The 282-nt window shown below is 63.1% G+C and carries 1 protein-coding gene; it reads right to left on the bottom strand.

Annotation, left to right across the window (positions count from 1 at the left end):
* Positions 1-263: helix-turn-helix domain-containing protein (locus tag JUJ53_RS13830; protein WP_343327958.1), on the bottom strand; the 263-nt coding region annotated here is incomplete at its 3' end.
* Between the last annotated feature and the right edge of the window lie 19 nt (positions 264-282).

Genomic DNA, 282 nt, shown 5'->3' with positions numbered 1-282 from the left:
GCCCACTCCATGAGGTGATCTTCAAGGGAGACATCGCGAGGCCAGCGGCGCAATAGCGCCACAAACTCCTCGCCATCCTGCGCCAAGACCGGCTCGACACAGCTCTCCTTGTTGCGGAAGTACCGCCAGAGAGTACGTACAGAGAGACCCACTGCAGCGGCGATTTGCTCGCCGGTCGTGGCAGCGACGCCTTGCTCCCAGAACAAACGCGCCGCCTCCCGCGAAATCTCCAGACGTATCCGCTGCTGCCGCTGCTCACTCATCCTCCCTGGCTTGCGCTCG

The sequence above is a fragment of the Leptolyngbya sp. CCY15150 genome (assembly GCF_016888135.1).
Classification (GTDB): domain Bacteria; phylum Cyanobacteriota; class Cyanobacteriia; order RECH01; family RECH01; genus RECH01.
Note: the sequence above shows the minus strand (reverse complement) of the source record. Positions and strands in the feature narration are given on the sequence as shown.